This is a genomic window from Agarivorans sp. QJM3NY_30 (assembly GCF_050870855.2).
Classification (GTDB): domain Bacteria; phylum Pseudomonadota; class Gammaproteobacteria; order Enterobacterales; family Celerinatantimonadaceae; genus Agarivorans.
This window is the reverse complement of sequence record NZ_CP194038.2, coordinates 3784469-3798984: the sequence shown is the minus strand read 5'-3', so window position 1 is coordinate 3798984 and position 14516 is coordinate 3784469. Positions and strand designations below refer to the sequence as shown.

The 14516-nt window shown below is 44.3% G+C and carries 14 protein-coding genes; 6 read left to right on the top strand and 8 right to left on the bottom strand.

Annotation, left to right across the window (positions count from 1 at the left end; all coding sequences use genetic code 11):
- Nucleotides 1-39: 39 nt before the first annotated feature.
- Nucleotides 40-318 carry a peptidylprolyl isomerase gene (locus ACRRSX_RS17280; protein WP_432451976.1) on the bottom strand — a complete coding sequence of 93 codons (279 nt, stop codon included), beginning with the start codon at nt 316-318 and terminating at the stop codon, nt 40-42.
- Nucleotides 319-757: 439 nt separating this feature from the next.
- On the opposite strand from ACRRSX_RS17280, the gene ACRRSX_RS17275 reads away from it, so the two are divergent.
- A complete protein-coding gene (locus ACRRSX_RS17275) occupies nt 758-1942 on the top strand; it encodes an aromatic amino acid transaminase (RefSeq protein ID WP_432451977.1) in 1185 nt (394 codons plus the stop codon).
- A gap of 340 nt (nt 1943-2282) precedes the next feature.
- Here the strand turns inward: ACRRSX_RS17275 and ACRRSX_RS17270 are convergent, their stop codons facing one another.
- The 3 genes from ACRRSX_RS17270 to ACRRSX_RS17260 all read right to left on the bottom strand — a co-directional run bounded on the left by ACRRSX_RS17270 (nt 2283) and on the right by ACRRSX_RS17260 (nt 5154).
- A complete protein-coding gene (locus ACRRSX_RS17270) occupies nt 2283-3638 on the bottom strand; it encodes a hypothetical protein (protein ID WP_432451978.1) in 1356 nt (451 codons plus the stop codon).
- Between the two features lie 350 nt (nt 3639-3988).
- The gene (locus ACRRSX_RS17265) at nt 3989-4918 is read right to left on the bottom strand and encodes a sodium-dependent bicarbonate transport family permease (RefSeq protein WP_432451979.1); all 930 of its coding nucleotides are present in this window, start codon (nt 4916-4918) and stop codon (nt 3989-3991) included.
- 2 nt (nt 4919-4920) lie between these two features.
- The gene (locus ACRRSX_RS17260) at nt 4921-5154 is read right to left on the bottom strand and encodes a hypothetical protein (protein WP_432451980.1); all 234 of its coding nucleotides are present in this window, start codon (nt 5152-5154) and stop codon (nt 4921-4923) included.
- 107 nt (nt 5155-5261) lie between these two features.
- On the opposite strand from ACRRSX_RS17260, the gene ACRRSX_RS17255 reads away from it, so the two are divergent.
- Together ACRRSX_RS17255 and ACRRSX_RS17250 are read left to right on the top strand one after the other, a co-directional pair.
- Nucleotides 5262-6188, top strand: a complete 927-nt coding sequence (locus ACRRSX_RS17255; RefSeq protein ID WP_432451981.1) for a LysR family transcriptional regulator — start codon at nt 5262-5264, stop codon at nt 6186-6188.
- A 527-nt stretch (nt 6189-6715) separates the two neighbouring features.
- Nucleotides 6716-8248 (top strand): methyl-accepting chemotaxis protein, encoded by a 1533-nt coding sequence (locus ACRRSX_RS17250; protein ID WP_432451982.1) that lies wholly within the window; start codon nt 6716-6718, stop codon nt 8246-8248.
- 1 nt (nt 8249) lies between these two features.
- On the opposite strand, the gene ACRRSX_RS17245 is transcribed toward ACRRSX_RS17250, so the two are convergent.
- Both ACRRSX_RS17245 and ACRRSX_RS17240 read right to left on the bottom strand, forming a co-directional pair.
- Nucleotides 8250-8558 carry a DUF1330 domain-containing protein gene (locus ACRRSX_RS17245; protein WP_432451983.1) on the bottom strand — a complete coding sequence of 103 codons (309 nt, stop codon included), beginning with the start codon at nt 8556-8558 and terminating at the stop codon, nt 8250-8252.
- A 218-nt stretch (nt 8559-8776) separates the two neighbouring features.
- Nucleotides 8777-10234 (bottom strand): NCS1 family nucleobase:cation symporter-1, encoded by a 1458-nt coding sequence (locus tag ACRRSX_RS17240; RefSeq protein WP_432451984.1) that lies wholly within the window; start codon nt 10232-10234, stop codon nt 8777-8779.
- A 241-nt stretch (nt 10235-10475) separates the two neighbouring features.
- Between ACRRSX_RS17240 and ACRRSX_RS17235 the strand changes: the two genes are divergently transcribed.
- Together ACRRSX_RS17235 and puuE are read left to right on the top strand one after the other, a co-directional pair.
- The gene (locus ACRRSX_RS17235; protein WP_432451985.1) at nt 10476-11147 is read left to right on the top strand and encodes a GntR family transcriptional regulator; all 672 of its coding nucleotides are present in this window, start codon (nt 10476-10478) and stop codon (nt 11145-11147) included.
- 116 nt (nt 11148-11263) lie between these two features.
- Complete coding sequence (gene puuE / locus ACRRSX_RS17230; RefSeq protein WP_432451986.1) at nt 11264-12196, top strand: allantoinase PuuE; 933 nt, start codon at nt 11264-11266, stop codon at nt 12194-12196.
- A gap of 38 nt (nt 12197-12234) precedes the next feature.
- Here the strand turns inward: puuE and ACRRSX_RS17225 are convergent, their stop codons facing one another.
- On the bottom strand, nt 12235-13398 hold the full coding sequence (locus ACRRSX_RS17225) for an MFS transporter (RefSeq protein WP_432451987.1): 1164 nt from the start codon (nt 13396-13398) through the stop codon (nt 12235-12237).
- A 319-nt stretch (nt 13399-13717) separates the two neighbouring features.
- Between ACRRSX_RS17225 and ACRRSX_RS17220 the strand changes: the two genes are divergently transcribed.
- The gene (locus ACRRSX_RS17220) at nt 13718-13891 is read left to right on the top strand and encodes a PA3496 family putative envelope integrity protein (protein ID WP_432451988.1); all 174 of its coding nucleotides are present in this window, start codon (nt 13718-13720) and stop codon (nt 13889-13891) included.
- A gap of 233 nt (nt 13892-14124) precedes the next feature.
- On the opposite strand, the gene ACRRSX_RS17215 is transcribed toward ACRRSX_RS17220, so the two are convergent.
- Nucleotides 14125-14478, bottom strand: a complete 354-nt coding sequence (locus tag ACRRSX_RS17215; protein ID WP_432451989.1) for a DUF2750 domain-containing protein — start codon at nt 14476-14478, stop codon at nt 14125-14127.
- Nucleotides 14479-14516: the final 38 nt, after the last annotated feature.

The window sequence follows — 14516 nt, the reverse complement described above, 5'->3', positions numbered from 1 at the left end:
GCCTTGGCAATCACCAAGGCTTTATGGAACCGTTTGAACTTAACTGCGGCTGGTTATTTCTAGCAGATGATAACCAAATTGGGTTTTGATTGGGCCATGAACGGTGTTGAGCGCTTCGTTAAATACCACCTGATCAAATTCTGGCACCATGTCGCCTTGGCCAAACTCGCCGAGTTCACCGCCATTGGCGCCTGATGGGCAACTCGAATGTTGCTTTGCAATTTCGGTGAAGGCTGCGCCATTCTCGATTTGCTGTTTCAGTTCTAAACACTGTTGTTCGCTATCAACCAAAATGTGACGAGCACTTGCTCTAGCCATGAACGTTCCTTAAATCTATTGAAATGATGAGCACTACACACCAAGCGAGTACGATGATCTGCAGTGAGAGTGTGCAACTTTAGTTGCAAACTTACTGAGCTGTCAAATTCGCGGAGGCTTTTACCATTATCGGTCTGACTTTCGGCGATTGAGTTTGATGGCTATCTCTGGATGATTGACTGGTTACAGAGGAGCCATATCGGTACTAGGAAAATGATTTTAACTAGCAGGTCAATATGAATCACCAATTGAATGCAGATTTAGTGCATAGGCCAAGCTTGTTTTGGCTTCGATGCTGGTCTTATCAAGGGCTATTTTGAGCATATCATGAGGTGAGTTTAGCTAAGGTGTATATTCGTTCTAGCCAGTTGTGCAGATGTCTGATATATAGATGAAGCATTTTTGCTGTTATTCAAGGCATTTACTAAAAGGAAGCCCCATGTTTGAAGCCATCGACCAAGCCAAAGACGATCCTATTTTATCTTTAGGCGTTGCCTACCAGCAGGATCCTCGTCCTAATAAACTCGACTTAGGTATTGGCGTTTACCGTAACGAGCAGGGCATTACTCCTGTGATGCAGGCGGTCACTTTGGCTTCGGAGCGTTTGTTAGCGGCGCAAACCACTCAAGCCTATCTGGGCTTAGCTGGAAACCAAAGTTATAACCAAGCCATATTAGATCTCTTGTTAGGCGATACGGCTGCGCATGCTCGCTCTATTGCTATGCAAACGCCGGGCGCCAGTGGTGGCTTGCGTTTGTTAGCCGATTTAATCGCCAGTATTCGCCCTGATGCGACGGTGTGGGTATCAACGCCTAGTTATGTGAATCACCAACCGATCATGGAAGCGGCAGGTTTGAAGGTCGCCTATTATCCTTACTTTAACCCGCAGACTAAGCAGGTTGATGAAGCCGCAATGTTAGAACAGGTGGCGAAGCTAGGCCCTAAGGATGTATTGTTGCTCCACGGGTGCTGTCATAATCCTACTGGTGCCGATATTTCTTATGCGGCTTGGCAGCAGATTAATCAGTTGGCGTTAAATCATGGATTTTTGCCTTTTATCGATTTGGCTTATCAGGGCTTTGGTCAAGGGGTCGACGAAGATATCGCAGGGCTTCGACTGTTAGCTGACAGTTTACCTGAATTAGTCATGACTTGTTCTAATTCAAAAAACTTTGGCCTTTACCGTGAGCGGACTGGCGCAGCCATTGTGGTTGGGAAAAGTTTACAGCAAGCGATGAATGCGCGAGGTAAATTATTTGAATTGGCTCGACGTAGTTACACTATGCCACCAAATTGGGGGGCTGCAATTGTGAGCGAAATTTTAGGGGATGAGCAATTGCGAGATTTGTGGCAACAAGAACTGAATGTTATGAGTGTTCGAATGCGCGGCCTTCGCCAAGCCTTAGCCGAAGAGTTTAGAACACAATCTAACAGTGAGCGCTTTGATTATTTAAGTGCTCATCAAGGAATGTTTTCGCTCACTGGTTTTAGTTTTGAGCAAACCGAACAGTTGCGTGAACAGTATGGCATTTACATTGTGGGTGGTGGCCGGATCAATATTGCAGGGCTAGCGCAGCAGTCGATTCCGCAATTAGTGAGTGCTTGTTTGGCGGTTGGTGCTTAGCGACTACCGCGGGCTAAGCTGGTAACTGTAAGCTTTGCAGGCCCTATTGTGAACATTTTGAGCGGCTTTCCTCGAATGGATAGCCGCAGCGTTGCTCTTGGATATTGTTTGCGATCAATGTCGATCTATCTGGGCTTATATCAATCCCACTAATTATCTGTTTACTCTTGCTGGCCTAGATATCACCGCTAGTTGCATTCTGAATCGTGGGACTAGAACCATGAATTATTGCGCTTCACTCCTCGTTATCGGCAGATTTATTCTGTGCAATAAGCCGATTATATCATTCGTCAGATTGGTATTTGATTTAGTTCGCGACCGGGCTGAGCAAGAAAAGCCTTCATGCCGCTTCAATATCAGCGATTTTGCTACGATTTAAGGTGATTTTATAGCGTTGGTAAATTGGTTCTTGATCACCATCGGCGATGGCCAATATCAGATTAATTTGATAACGACGTTCGATGGATTCTTTGGATATTTTCCCCTTGTCTTCTTGATAAACGACGCCTCGCCCTCCTTCCAAATAACGAGCGAAGGGTCTTAAATTGAAGTACAAGGATTCGTTAATCGCGCTATAACCAGCCCTAAAATTACGGCCAAACACCCGGCTTTCTATCCGGTAGTGGAGTAATTCTTCAGCTTGGCGATTACGGCGATGGCGGTGGGCGAGTATATCGGCCACTGGCACTGGTAAATGTTTGGTTCTAATATAATCGAGCCAAATTTTTTGCTTGGCAATCAAGGTATTGTTTGCGCTATCGTGTAGTTCTCTAGACCATTTTGCTCGTCCTTTGCTAATCCATCGCCACAGGGCATTTTTTAAGTCTTCTTTAAAGACCTCCCTCACCCCATAAATGGTGGCAAGTACAACTACCATTAAAGCCGTTAAACCACTTAAGGCTCCCTGAGTCTTGATGATTAAACTTAATACCACCACCATGATTAAGGCTGTTGCCAATCCAGTGACAAATTTTCGGCTGGTATTGCCAAGGGCATAGGTCTTTTCTTTAAACACAACGCCGTACTCAATTAGGCGGCGAATTAAACGCATCTTATTGGCAATTCGGTTGGGGTCTTTAATCGTTGCTGTCGAGTTATAGGCTCGCTCGGTACGATAGTTTTTCTCGCTTCGCGTATAATCTAAGATAAGCTTCAGTTGCTCTGAGAATTCACCATTGCGAGGGCGAGTTGCGATGAGTTTCATAAATACTTGCTCGGTATGCCAAGATAAGTAATTGTCGGCATTTTCGAAGTGAGCCAGTTGGGCTGCTCCGGTGGGGGTGCTACGGCGAAACTTTTTCAGCAGAGAACTACTCTGCTCCATCAGACTATTCGCAAGATTGTAGAAATTTTCGATGTCTTGCTCTTTTAACAACAGCTTTAAATCGACGTCGAGTGCAATTGCATATTGATAAGCAAACAGATTTAAGTTGACGCGGTACTCTTCGATGGCCAAATTATTCATGCTGGCAAAACGGCTTTGCAATAAAGGCAAATGTAAGCCAGGGCTGTAATAACTGTGTTTGCTGATGACGTTGCTGGTAAAATAATTGCTTTCTTTTAATGTTTTGGCACTAATCCCCATTTCTTTGGGAAGGGACAGGTACACATCAACCCGTCGATGGGTGTGCATTTCCATTTGGTGGTTAATTTTCACCACCATCTTGTCTTCTTGTTTTAACTGAATATTTGGCAATAAGCTAACCTTAGAGAAATACGAGTAGAGGGAACCGCTTCATTTTTAATGAGAAAATGAAGCGGCTTAGTAATATTGATTATAATACAACTAGTTGGCTTGGCTAAGCGCTGGGTTTATTTTTGTTACCGCTTGGCGTAACTGAGCCGATACGTGGTGAGTTAAAGAGTTTGTTGCTTGTCGTTATTTTAGGAAGAGGTGCCGGCTATCGGACGCGGAACCATTTGGTTTATGTGGATAGGGATAAATCACGCGGTGCGGAGTCAGGCGCAGGCTCTGTAAGGCGCTGCGCCGATTAAAACTTTTCGCTTCAAATGACTCTGTTGTGGTTATCTCTTTTTATTCTTCACTTAAAACCAATGCTGAATTAATGCGAAGTAAACAGGGATCCCTACCAATACATTGAAGGGAAAAGTAATCGCCAGTGAGGCAGTAAGGGCGACACTCACCTTCGCTTTGGGTAGCGCCACTGCGAGGGCTGCTGGCACTGCGATATAAGAGGCACTGCTACCTAACACCGCTAGCAAACATGTACCGCCTACCGAAAGGCCTATCGCGGCACCAAGCATGGCGCCTAAAAAGCCACCGATCACCGGCATCGCGATACCAAAACTAATTAGAAAGGCACTTTGTTTACGAATATCACGGATCCGTTCGGCCGCCACACGACCCATTTCCAGAAGGAACAAGGCCAGCATCCCATGAAACAGTTCGCCAAAAAATGGCATGATAGATGCCGTTCTAGGCCCCGCCCAAGCGCCGATTGCAAGCCCACCTAACAGCAGTATGACCCCCTTATTCAATAGTGCTTCACGTAGCACTGGCAGCATTTCTTTCCACTTGAATTGGTTTTGCGCGAGTAAAATTCCAACTACAATCGCTGGCACTTCGAGTAGCGCCACAAATAGGGGTAAATAGGCTTCATAAGCGAGCCCCAATGATTGAGCATAGGCAACTGCGACGGCATAGGTGCCAACACTAATTGAGCCATAATGAGCCGCTGTGGCGGCAGCATCTAAGCGTGACCAACCTGCAATAAAATACAATATTGGAAAAGCGAGTAAGGGTAATAGCGCACCAAAGATCATCACCGCGAGTGATTGTGGCAGGATCTCTAAACTACTGTTGGAATGTAATGCCATACCGCCTTTCAGGCCAATGGCAAGTAGTAAAAAAATCAAGCAGCTTTGATACAAGCCCGAGGGTAATTTTAAATCGCTTTTTATCAGTTTGGCGAATGCCCCTAAAACGAAGAAGCCGACAACAACATCGATTTGCATGCTTAGGGATTCCCGTTGAAGTTTGAGCTAGTCAGGGCATGTGGCGCTTGTCGGTGAATATTTTGCTTGGTTTGTTTGATCAGCTCAATTGACCAAGATATTAAGTTGAGGGCACAAAGGCCAAGTCCCACCATGAGTAATGCGGCACTGGTGAGTTGTTGTTGCCAAGTTGTGATCCCAATGGCGCTTAATATTAAGCCGATACTTAAGCCAAACAAGAGTTGAGTTTTAGTCATTGAATAAGCCCTGTTGATATAGGAACAAGGATTATCTACTTCAATCATAATAGATAAAATTAGATATTAACTATAATATACATAGATAAAAGTCTATGAGTTGTTATATGAACAATCCTTATCGTTCGCATTCTCAAGTGGGAACTGTACGCCAACTAGAGTTGTTGGTTGTGGTGCATGAGCAAGGCAGTATCACTCGTGCTGCGGAAATTTTACATCTCACTCAACCGACGGTGTCGATGCAGCTGAATAAATTAGCAACGACTATCGGCATGTCGCTTTATTACACTTCGGGGAAAAGGCTACATTTTACTGAAGTGGGCAATATGCTTGTAGAATCTGCGCGCGAGATCCTTAAACAGTTTAAGTATCTTGAGATTAAACTCGATAAGTTTAAAGGCTTAGATAGTGGGGTGCTTTCGTTGTCGGTGGTGACCACTGCACAATACTTTATCCCCCGTTTAGTCGGCGATTTTTCAGAGCAATACCCCAATATCAACATCAAATTTAAGGTGGGAAATCGCGCTGAAACTATCACGCGAAGTTTTGCTGACGAAGATGACTTTTATGTATTTAGTCACCCCCCTGAAGATCCCGATTTAGAGTTGATCGATTTTCTACCGAATCGCTTATTGGCGATTGCCCCAGAACATCACCCTTTAACAGAACAAGCACAAGTCTCTCTGGAGCAATTTGTCAGCTACCCTTTTTTAATGCGCGAACCCGGTTCTGGCACCGCCCATGCGATTCATGGTTTTTTAAGGCAGCAGAACTGCCAATTGAATGTACGAATGACGATTGAGAGTAATGAAGCTATAAAATATGCGGTGATGTCGGAACTTGGGGTGTCCATATTATCGGAACACACCTTGAGTTATGGCGGCTTAGAAGGCTTGAGTATTGTCAATGTTGAAAATTTACCAATAGTCACTCAATGGTATCTAGTTCGACGACGTTCTCGTCCGATGTCGCCTATTGCAGAAACGTTTCTGCAATATGTGAAACAGCATGGTTCATTATTACTCGACAAGTGAGTCTAGAGCATCGGCTTATCTGACACAGGTTTTATATATCCCGATACAAACTAAGCTGTTTATTTTGTTGGTTTTGTTGTTATCGATTCTATTGTGATTTAGCCAAACCCTTCGGACTGTTGTTTGCCATTATTATTGTAATGGGTCGGTATCAATGAGCAAGCCACTGAGTGACTGCTGATAGTCGTGAGATGAGTCTGTGCCGTAAAAGTTATTTCACCACGTTAAGAACTATGCCGATGGCTGTATTTCGAAATGAGTATATCAAAGCCTATTGATCAAAGAGTTGTCTGAATACACATCGACTATGAAAAATGAATAGGCGCGAGGCATGCTGAGGGGGTTGCGTGACTGGCTGTGGTAAACGTGGATGATTTCATAGACCTTCATATGTTAAGGAATCGATGCTGATTTAGAAAACTGTGTTGGGAGTCGCTAATTAATGACAAATATACTCTTAATTCCCTAACATAATTGATAGTTGACTTATATTTAAATCACCGATGAAGATTATTGGCAATTCAATAATGAAAATTACTGATGAAGAAGTCTTGTTTAGTACCAGCCAGCAGCTCGTTTCAACGACTGATTTACAAGGGGATATTACTTACGCTAATGATGATTTTTGTGAAGTGGCAGGTTATTCCTTAGATGAGCTGATGGGACAACATCATAATATTGTACGCCATCCCGATATGCCTAAAGCCGCTTTTGCTGATTTGTGGCTTAAGCTGAAGGCAGGTCAGGCGTGGCGCGGAATGGTGAAAAATCGTTGTAAGGATGGTCGTTATTATTGGGTCGATGCTTATGTGACTCCACTTTATGAAGGGGGGCGTCATGTTGGCTACCAATCCGTTCGGGTTTCGGCTAAACCAGAGTTGAAACAGCGTGCCCAGCTGATCTATAACAAGTTAAATCAGGGAAAAGCCATTGAGTCTGTATGGCGAGGTTCCAATATGCGTATTGGAGCCACAATGCTGGTATTACTGTTTGCTTTCATCGGTGCGGTAAGTGAATGGGGAATGGCTGCCGCTGGTTTTTTAGCATTACTATTGATATTGTTAGTTGCCATTAACTTTGATGTTTTGGTGAAGCTCCCGAATCAGATAAACGAACTTAAAGCATCTTTTGACAGTCCTAGCCGTTACATTTATGAAGGCGCGAAACCCTTCGATATCGCTCGTTTTCATATCGGGTTATTGGAAGCGAGAATTAAAACGATTTTGGGTAGAACCGCTGATTCGACCAAACGTTTGCAGTTATTATCTAAAGAGTTAGCTTCTATCTCTTTAACGACCAGTCATAGTGTGGATGTTGAAACGCAGGAGTTGGAACAGTTATCAGCAGCCATTCATCAAATGTCGATGACCGCCGCTGAGATTAGTCATTCTACCGTGACCGCCAATGACAAAATCACTGAAACACAGAATCATTGTCTGCAAACGCAATCCAATATGAGTCAAACCACTGAACAAGTACAAGCTCTTTCACAGGATGTAACTCAGGCGGAAAACTTAGCCAATGAGCTTACACATGATGCTGAGGAGATTGCTCGGGTTATGGGCGAAATTCAGGGTATTGCGGATCAAACGAATCTACTCGCCTTAAATGCAGCGATTGAAGCGGCAAGGGCCGGTGAGATGGGGCGAGGATTTTCGGTGGTGGCTGATGAGGTTAGAGCGTTGTCAACGCGAACTCACGAAGCGACGGGGTTAATCGAAACATCGGTGGAAAAAATGCAGCTGAGTTTGGCAAGTTGGGGGGCTCGAATGAAGTCGAGCCGAGAGCAAGCAGAGCAGTGTTTAAATACGGCTAACTTAAGCTCACAGTTAGTCGCTGATATCTCAAACATGATGAACGAAGTGTGTGATATTTCTACATCAATTTCGGTGGCCGCTGAACAGCAGTCTGTTGTTAGCGCTAATATTTCTGAAAATGTTTCAAAAATCAGCCAATTAAGCCAAGAAACCAAACAGCATGCAAAAGAGCTAAAGGCGAGTAGCAATGATCTAGCGAAAAAGTCAGACGATATTGCATCTCTATCGGATATGTTTGCTTAAATTACTCCGCTTGTGGTTCGGTGTCGCTGCTTTTATAGCTAATAATTGAGACATCGGCAGCCTGTTCTCGTAGGGGGATGAGTGCCTGATAAGCTTCTGATTGAAACCAGCGCTCTAGCTCTGTGACTTGTTCAAACTTAATCACCACCGCGAACTCGAAACTGTTGTTGCCGGCGAGCACTTGATGTTGTTCTCCACGCATGAGTAGCTTGGCTTTAAATGGTTCTAGGCTGATATCCACGCCCGCTACATAGCGCTTCCATCGTTGAGGATCTTTAACTTTTATTTGACCAATTAAATAAGCAGCCATGGTTTCATCCGAGCCAGCAGGGTAAGTGCTTAACTGTAGTCTGTATTGACAACTTATGCTAAGCCAGTTGAATAGGCTGCCTAAAGCTTTTATTTGTGTGAACTGGATTCACTATGGCTGAACCCAAATTTGGGCTTAGTGTTCGCACTTCATTTGAGGAAAATGTAAGACCCAGCCAAGGATTGGCTGGGGACTGACGAATAACGCTTGGTTTGTGCTTAGACTTCATCAAGCGATGCATATTGTGGTTTATGGCTGCTGCTTTGCCATTCTGGTTTCATTAGACCGTAATAGATAACTGAGGCGAAAATACCACCAATGAATAGTGCGAAGTTCGCCATTTCGATAATAATAAAGGAAGAGATTAAGGCGGCGAATGTTGCCGGAATCAAGGCATATAGCGCCTTTGGATTGATACCACTTTGATACCAGTAGCGACCTTTAGGATCTAAGGTATAGAGAGACACTAGGTCGATTTGTTGCTGTTTTACTTTAAAATAGTCAACGATGACAATCCCGTAGATCGGACCGATCATGGCCGCTAAGATATCCACCGTATAGTGGATCATCTCGGGGTTGTTGAATAAATTCCAAGGCGTGATCAGTACAGAGCCAAAAGCGGCCAAAAATCCCCCCGTTTTAAAACTAATTTTATTGGGGGCTACATTTGAAAAATCAAACGCGGGCGCGACGAAGTTAGCCACAATATTGATGCCAACAGTGGCGAGAATAAAGGTGAGAGCGCCTAAGATAATCACCAGTCCTGAATTGAGACGGCTCACGGTTTCGATTGGATCGGTAATCATTTCTCCAAACACCGGAATTGAAGTTGCCACGATAATTACACTGAAAAATGAGAACAGAATAAAGTTGAGGGGTAAACCTAAAATATTACCTATTTTCAACTCTTTGTAAGATTTGCAGTAACGGGAAAAATCACTGAAATTTAAGCTTGGTCCTGCGAAATAGCCGGCCACGAGAGCTGTGGCAACCAGCATCTGGTTGAGGGCTTGCCAGCCGTTAAGGCGTTGCTCGCTTAGATTTAAATCGATGTTTGACCAACCAGCCTTGTAGACCATAAAGGCGGTCAATAATGCCATTGCAAGATAAATGGCGGGTCCCGACCAGTCAATGAGCTTTTTAATTGCGCCCATGCCAAACATGAAGACTAAAGCTTGAACCACCCACATAAACAGGAAGCCAAACCAGCCCAGCGGGGATAAGCCCAAAATCCCCCCCTGGGTATAAACTTGGTATTCAGGCTTAAAGTACAATACTAAAACGATAAATACACTGGAGGCGAGAAAGGTTTGTATGCCGTACCAAACCACTGCAATCAATCCGCGGATTACGGCAGGTATATTGGCTCCCAACACCCCAAAAGACATGCGACAAACCACTGGAAATGGTACGCCAGCCTTTTGTCCTGGTTTGCCCATTAAGTTTGCAAAATATAACACAATCATGATCCCGGCAATCAAACAGCAGAATACCTGCCAACTGGCGAGCCCCAAGGCGAACAGGCTAGCCGCAAAAACGTAGCCGCCAACTGAGTGAACATCGGACATCCAAAACGCAAAGATACTATACCAACCCCATTGTTTTTGTTGGGTAGGGGCTAGGTCGGGGTTAATGAGCCGGGCGCTTTCTTTAAACTTAGTTGCCACTGTAGGCATAATGGTCCTCCATTTTGTATACAATTGAAGGTACAAGTTGTATGCCAACTTATAGCAGTCGTTAAATTCAATAATTACTAAAAATTAAACCTTGCTTATCATTTTAGCGAGCTGTTTTGGTGCAAGCTTGAGCTGGACTAGTGCAGTCATCATCGAATTTATTATTAAGCGCAAATAGTGATTGCTATCCAATAAAAAATTGGATTAGTCTGATTGTATACGATTGGTAATAGTGGCTTCGATGATCCCATACGAAAAAATACATAATCAAATTGTGTCGGCGATTGTCGCCCAAAAGCTTGAACCTGGTGCTCGCCTTCCCGAAGATAAGTTAGCCGACTCGTTTAAGGTGAGTCGTACTGCGATCCGTAAGGTATTACAGCAGTTAGCGGTGGAGCATTTGGTGAGTCTGGAGCCAAATAAAGGGGCGCAAGTTAAGCGCCCGAGTATTGCTGAAGCGCAGGAGATTTTTGACAGTCGAGGTCTCATTGAACCTCAGTTGTTACCGATGGTGATGGCTAATTTTAATCGCTTACATCAACAGAATTTAAGCGCCATTATCATCAAAGAAGGGCAGGCCAAACAAAAAGGTGATTTTGCCCAATTGGTGTTGCAAACGGCTTATTTTCATATCGAACTTTCCCGAATTACTCACAATCGTAGTTTGAGTCAATTTGTGCAACAACTGGTCTATCGTTCTTCGTTAATTATTGCGGTTTATGGATCAAAGCATAGCGTTGGCTGCAATTGTGGGAATCATTCTGAATTGCTCCGCTTATTGGAACAGCAGGATAGTGCGCAAGCGATGGCGTGGATGACTCAACATCTGGAGATGATTCGGCAAAGTCTTTGTTTGGAGCCCCGTCCCCAACAGTCGATAGACTTTGACCGCTTGTTTTCTCCAGAGGTTTAAGTTTGGCTAATGGTGCTTCGGATGGGCCGTTGGGTTTGAGTACTTAAGTATGGCTTAGCCTTGAGTGAATATGCCCGAGGTTATTTCAATAATGGTTGGATTAAAAAGGAATCAACATGAGTCAACAGCAAGGATTTCCGTTAAGGGATATGCGCGGTTATGCTGGTCAGCCGCCTCACGCCAATTGGCCTAAAGGCGCAAAAATCGCAGTGCAATTTGTATTAAATTTTGAAGAGGGGGGCGAGAACTGTGTATTGCATGGAGATCCTCATTCGGAAACATTTTTATCCGAGATAGCTGGTGCGGAAGCTTATAATGCTCGGCATATGAGTATGGAATCGATGTACGAATATGGTTCTAGAGCAGGTGTATGGCGAGTTTTGAATGAATTTAAACAGCGTGATTTACCCTTAACTATTTTTGCTATTGCGACAGCATTACAGCGCAATCCCGATGTGACCAAGGCGCTTGTTGCTGCGGAACATGACATTGTTTGCCATGGCTTAAAATGGATCCACTACCAGCATATGCCCCTTGAGCAAGAGCGCGAGCAAATGCAACAAGCCTTAAGTTTGATGCAACAATTAACCGGTAAGCCGGTCAATGGTTGGTATACAGGGCGAGACTCTCCCAATACTCGGGCGCTGTTAGCCGAGCATCAAGATATCATTTACGACTCGGATTATTATGGTGATGATTTGCCATTTTGGGTATCGCAGCCCTGTGAGCAAGGCTCCAAGCCTCATCTTATCGTGCCTTATACGCTAGATACCAACGATATGCGGTTTGCTTCACCTTATGGGTTTAGTCATGGTGAAGAGTTTTTCCAATACTTAAAAGATAGTTTCGATTGTCTGTATGCGGAAGGTGATAGCGCCCCAAAAATGATGTCGATAGGCTTACATTGTCGAATTATTGGTAAACCTGGACGTTTCCAAGCGCTTAAGAAATTTTTGGATTATGTGCAAGGACATCAGCAGGTTTGGGTGGCAACTCGTCAGCAAATCGCCGAACATTGGATTGCCAACCATCCTCCTGAGTTAGCTTAGCGCTTAAGTTTTTGAAGCTAAGTTAAATCAGCTGCTCGCTAAATGGCCCTCGCGATAGCTGTATTTTTAGCAGCCACGATTAGCATATAGATGCAGGTGCTGGCAAAAGTTGCGGCTAAATAGAGCGGTAAGCGAGCAATAGTTGTTTCTCCGAGTCCAGCGATGAGCGGCCCAATGATCGAACCAATGCTATAACTGAGTAACATGAGTTCGGTAATGGCGACAATATGTTCGGCTTTAGCCTGAAGACTCGCCTGACAAATAGCCACGGGGTAAAGCGAAAATGCAGCGGCTCCCAAAGCAAATAGACTGAGGCCAAGGCTCAGCAAAGAGTTAGCCAAGGTTATTGCAATGGCGGCTGCAAACCCCATCAAACAAAATAAAGCCTGAAGCAGAGTCTTGCTGAATCGAGCCGATAGATAACTAGCTAAAGGCTGGATTAACATACCACCTAAAATCAGCGTCGCCATCAGTTGACCGAGTTGGTTTTGCCATAAATCATTATCGTTAAGAAAGCTTGGCATCAGCCCATAGATGGGGCCCAAAATTAAGCCTGAGACTAGGCAGCCGATTACTGCCGGTGTACTTAACTGGCCAATGGCTTTGAGTGACAAGGACTGGTGTCGAGTCACTTGTGGTGTTGTGCTGCGGCTCAATATCGGCGCCAATATCGCCAAGCTGAGTAGGCTGATAATACAAACAAAAGGGAGATGACCTTGGCTGCCTAAGTGTTCAATAAGTAGTTGACCGAAGGCGTTGCCTGCATAGAGTGTCACCATATATAAGCCAAGACGCTTCGCGCGCTGTTTGTCATCATCGACCAGCAATAACCAAGACTCTATCACCACAAATACGCCTGCGGTGGCTGCGCCAGCGATACCTCTAAGGATTAACCATACGCTTGAGTACGAAAGGAGTGGCATTAATAAAACCGTTACCAGAATCCCGCTGAAGAATAGGATAAGTGCCCGTCGATGCCCCAGTGTATTAATCACTACTTGTATTTTTAGCGCGCCGAGTAGCAGCCCGGAGTAAAACGCACTGGCAAGCCAAGGACTTAATGATTTGTCGAGCTCGAAATAACTTAAAGCCAGCGGTAAAAGGCTCATTAGGTAGCCAGTCGCTATCGCAAATAAACCGAGGCCAGCTAAGGGGGAAAGCAGTCCGGAAGCGTGCGAGTTGAGGGAATTTGAATGTAGCATCAGCGTATACCAGAAGGGTTAAAGATCAGTCGGTTTGTTGGAAATTGGCGCGATGATGCCAGCGATCACTTAGTAGGTAAAACAAAGCTTATTTGTCGTCACGATTAAGATAAATTGATGGGCCTTATTTTCTTGGTAAATCAATAACTGATTGTTTTTGTTATCTTTATGTGCGTTTCTGTCGCTTTGTTTCAATTTTAATTTGTATTGACCGATGGCCGGTTTTATTGCACATTTTTAGTACTCGTCGTGGCGAGTCGCTGGCGCTTAGTAAAGTTAGGTGCCGATATTATTAGATGTTTAATTGGGTTGAAGAGTCATGAAATACTCACAGTTTGATGATATAGATGAATGGGACTTAGAAGATAAGGCTCAGTATTCAAAGCAGAACAAGAAAGCCAAAAGTGATGTTCGGGTTCGCCGACGTATCGATGAATATAACGAGAAAAAGCAGCTAGATAACTATATCGCAGATTTTGTCGACTTTTCGTAAAGTTGCATGATCAGCTTAGCTTGGCTTGTGGGCGGCGAAAGTGCATCCAATTAAACTCAAGAGGATGCTTTAAGATAGCGTCGCTTGGGCTGCTGAGTGAGCGTTAGCTGTGTACGTCTCTGGCAATCATTGATTTTAGATTGCCAGTTGGCTTGAAAGGCCTACGCCACAGCATAAAAAACGCCACTGTTAAGTGGCGTTTTAGTCATCTCTGGGGCGCCTTTATTTGGCGGTCATTTTGCGTCATCTGCTGCTAACTGTTTGGCTAAATGAAAGGCTTCGATTTCTTCGCCAACTAAATTTTCATCGAGATCGATGGCCACTAAGACTTTGTCTTCGTCTAAGTTTGGCAACCATTGTTCAAAAAACTCTTCTAAATTGATGGAAACAACCTGGTATTCACTCCAATCATCAAGGCATAGGGCTTGAGCCTTGGCCGCCGTTGAAAACAATGGCATCACGTCGGTATTTTCATAATTAATGGAATCAACGACTACAAACTCGTCGTCGGCACTAAGTACCCAAAGCTCGCCAGCTTTAATCACGGCCTTGCTAAAGTCTGATAGGTTGTTTTCTGAAGTAGACATTTATTGCTCCCAAATTATTGATTGTAGATCGTCGTCGA